At 50.8% G+C, this 3715-nt stretch carries 3 tRNA genes and 2 rRNA genes; all 5 read left to right on the forward strand.

Going from position 1 to position 3715, the window contains the following annotated elements:
* Window positions 1-71: 71 nt before the first annotated feature.
* The 5 genes from HC179_RS11720 (at window position 72) to rrf (ending at window position 3680) form a co-directional block, all read left to right on the forward strand.
* Window positions 72-145, forward strand: a tRNA-Gly gene (locus HC179_RS11720).
* Window positions 146-154: 9 nt separating this feature from the next.
* A tRNA-Ile gene (locus tag HC179_RS11725) sits at window positions 155-231 on the forward strand.
* Window positions 232-253: 22 nt separating this feature from the next.
* Window positions 254-329 (forward strand) — tRNA-Ala (locus tag HC179_RS11730).
* Window positions 330-507: 178 nt separating this feature from the next.
* A 23S ribosomal RNA gene (locus HC179_RS11735) occupies window positions 508-3439 on the forward strand.
* 124 nt (window positions 3440-3563) lie between these two features.
* Window positions 3564-3680: ribosomal RNA gene (gene rrf / locus HC179_RS11740) — 5S ribosomal RNA — on the forward strand.
* The last annotated feature ends 35 nt before the right edge of the window (window positions 3681-3715 follow it).

A 3715-nucleotide genomic window follows, 5' to 3' on the forward strand; every position in this document is an offset into this window, starting at 1 on the left:
GCGAAGTGGTTAACGCACCTGATTGTGGTTCAGGCATTCGTGGGTTCGATTCCCATCAGTCGCCCTTTTTTGCGGGTGTAGTTTAATGGTAAAACCTCAGCCTTCCACGCTGATGTCGTGGGTTCGATTTCCATAACCCGCTCCATTTTTATGTGGGACTATAGCTCTGCTGGTTAGAGCGCACGCCTGATAAGCGTGAGGTCTGTGGTTCGAGTCCACTTAGGCCCACCATTTTGTAATTAGAGAACTTTAAGGGGCCTTAGCTCAGCTGGGAGGGCGCCTGCTTTGCACGCAGGAGGTCAGCGGTTCGATCCCGCTAGGCTCCACCAAGATTATTTTCACTCCGTGAAAATAATCACATAAGATAAATCTTCGGATTTATCGCAGTTGTTCCTTGAAAATTAGATAATGTAACTAATATCAAGATATTCACAAAATATCGTTCATCTTAGTAATTTTCTTTATAGATATCATCGCTGATATCGACACATGACCAAATTGGTCAACGGTTAAGTTATTAAGGGCGCACGGTGGATGCCTTGGCACTAGGAGCCGATGAAGGACGGGACTAACACCGATATGCTTCGGGGAGCTGTAAGTAAGCTTTGATCCGGAGATTTCCGAATGGGGAAACCCACTGCTCGTAATGGAGCAGTATCCTTATCTGAATACATAGGGTATGGAAGGCAGACCCGGGGAACTGAAACATCTTAGTACCCGGAGGAAGAGAAAGCAAACGCGATTTCCTGAGTAGCGGCGAGCGAAACGGAATTAGCCCAAACCAAGAGGCTTGCCTCTTGGGGTTGTAGGACACTCTACATGGAGTTACAAAGGAACGGGGTAAATGAAGCGATCTGGAAAGGTCCGTCATAGAAGGTAAAAACCCTGTAGTTGAAACTTCGTTCCCTCCTGAGTGGATCCTGAGTACGGCGGGACACGAGAAATCCCGTCGGAAGCAGGGAGGACCATCTCCCAAGGCTAAATACTCCCTAGTGACCGATAGTGAACCAGTACCGTGAGGGAAAGGTGAAAAGCACCCCGGAAGGGGAGTGAAATAGATCCTGAAACCGTGTGCCTACAAGTAGTTAGAGCCCGTTAATGGGTGATAGCGTGCCTTTTGTAGAATGAACCGGCGAGTTACGATCCCGTGCAAGGTTAAGTCGAAGAGACGGAGCCGTAGCGAAAGCGAGTCTGAATAGGGCGAATGAGTACGTGGTCGTAGACCCGAAACCAGGTGATCTACCCATGTCCAGGGTGAAGTTCAGGTAACACTGAATGGAGGCCCGAACCGACTCACGTTGAAAAGTGAGCGGATGAGGTGTGGGTAGGGGTGAAATGCCAATCGAACCTGGAGATAGCTGGTTCTCTCCGAAATAGCTTTAGGGCTAGCCTCATGTGTTAGAGTCTTGGAGGTAGAGCACTGATTGGACTAGGGGTCCTCATCGGATTACCGAATTCAGTCAAACTCCGAATGCCAAAGACTTATCCATGGGAGTCAGACTGCGAGTGATAAGATCCGTAGTCAAGAGGGAAACAGCCCAGACCGCCAGCTAAGGTCCCCAAGTATACGTTAAGTGGAAAAGGATGTGGAGTTGCTTAGACAACCAGGATGTTGGCTTAGAAGCAGCCACCATTTAAAGAGTGCGTAATAGCTCACTGGTCGAGTGACTCTGCGCCGAAAATGTACCGGGGCTAAACGTATCACCGAAGCTGCGGACTGTTCTTACGAACAGTGGTAGGAGAGCGTTCTAAGGGCGTTGAAGCTAGACCGTAAGGACTGGTGGAGCGCTTAGAAGTGAGAATGCCGGTATGAGTAGCGAAAGAAGGGTGAGAATCCCTTCCACCGAATGCCTAAGGTTTCCTGAGGAAGGCTCGTCCGCTCAGGGTTAGTCGGGACCTAAGCCGAGGCCGAAAGGCGTAGGCGATGGATAACAGGTTGATATTCCTGTACCACCTCCACTCCGTTTGAGCAATGGGGGGACGCAGAAGGATAGGGTAAGCGCGCTGTTGGATATGCGCGTCTAAGCAGTAAGGCTGAGAAGTAGGCAAATCCGCTTCTCATTAAGGCTGAGCTGTGATAGCGAGGGAAATATAGTACCGAAGTTCCTGATTTCACACTGCCAAGAAAAGCCTCTAGCGAGGAGTATGGTGCCCGTACCGCAAACCGACACAGGTAGGCGAGGAGAGAATCCTAAGGTGAGCGAGAGAACTCTGGTTAAGGAACTCGGCAAAATGACCCCGTAACTTCGGGAGAAGGGGTGCTCTGTTAGGGTGTTAAAGCCCGAGAGAGCCGCAGTGAATAGGCCCAGGCGACTGTTTAGCAAAAACACAGGTCTCTGCGAAGCCGTAAGGCGAAGTATAGGGGCTGACGCCTGCCCGGTGCTGGAAGGTTAAGGGGAGAGGTTAGCGCAAGCGAAGCTTTGAACCGAAGCCCCAGTAAACGGCGGCCGTAACTATAACGGTCCTAAGGTAGCGAAATTCCTTGTCGGGTAAGTTCCGACCCGCACGAAAGGCGTAACGATCTGGGCACTGTCTCAACCAGAGACTCGGTGAAATTATAGTACCTGTGAAGATGCAGGTTACCCGCGACAGGACGGAAAGACCCCGTGGAGCTTTACTGTAGCCTGATATTGAATTTTGGTACAGCTTGTACAGGATAGGTAGGAGCCTGAGAAGCCGGAGCGCTAGCTTCGGTGGAGGCGTCGGTGGGATACTACCCTGGCTGTATTGAAATTCTAACCCGCAGCCCTTATCGGGCTGGGAGACAGTGTCAGGTGGGCAGTTTGACTGGGGCGGTCGCCTCCTAAAGAGTAACGGAGGCGCCCAAAGGTTCCCTCAGAATGGTTGGAAATCATTCGCAGAGTGTAAAGGCACAAGGGAGCTTGACTGCGAGACCTACAAGTCGAGCAGGGACGAAAGTCGGGCTTAGTGATCCGGTGGTTCCGCATGGAAGGGCCATCGCTCAACGGATAAAAGCTACCCCGGGGATAACAGGCTTATCTCCCCCAAGAGTCCACATCGACGGGGAGGTTTGGCACCTCGATGTCGGCTCATCGCATCCTGGGGCTGTAGTCGGTCCCAAGGGTTGGGCTGTTCGCCCATTAAAGCGGTACGCGAGCTGGGTTCAGAACGTCGTGAGACAGTTCGGTCCCTATCCGTCGTGGGCGCAGGAAATTTGAGAGGAGCTGTCCTTAGTACGAGAGGACCGGGATGGACGCACCGCTGGTGTACCAGTTGTCTTGCCAAAGGCATAGCTGGGTAGCTACGTGCGGACGGGATAAGTGCTGAAAGCATCTAAGCATGAAGCCCCCCTCAAGATGAGATTTCCTTTTACTTCGGTAAGTAAGATCCCTGAAAGATGATCAGGTAGATAGGTTCGAGGTGGAAGCATGGCGACATGTGGAGCTGACGAATACTAATCGATCGAGGACTTAACCCAACAATAATGAACTAATTTGAACGATAGAACGTCTTGATACGAACACATTATCTAGTTTTGAAGGAACAAAGAAAGATGCAAAAACATCTTGATTTTCTTCCTCAATTTTGTATAATATAATTTGTCTGGTAATGATGGCGAAGAGGTCACACCCGTTCCCATACCGAACACGGAAGTTAAGCTCTTCAGCGCCGATGGTAGTTGGGGGATCTCCCCCTGTGAGAGTAGGACGTTGCCAGGCAGATTTATGGAGGATTAGCTCAGCTGGGAGAGCAC

The organism is Bacillus sp. RO1 (assembly GCF_012524115.1).
Lineage (GTDB): Bacteria > Bacillota > Bacilli > Bacillales > Bacillaceae_I > Sutcliffiella_A.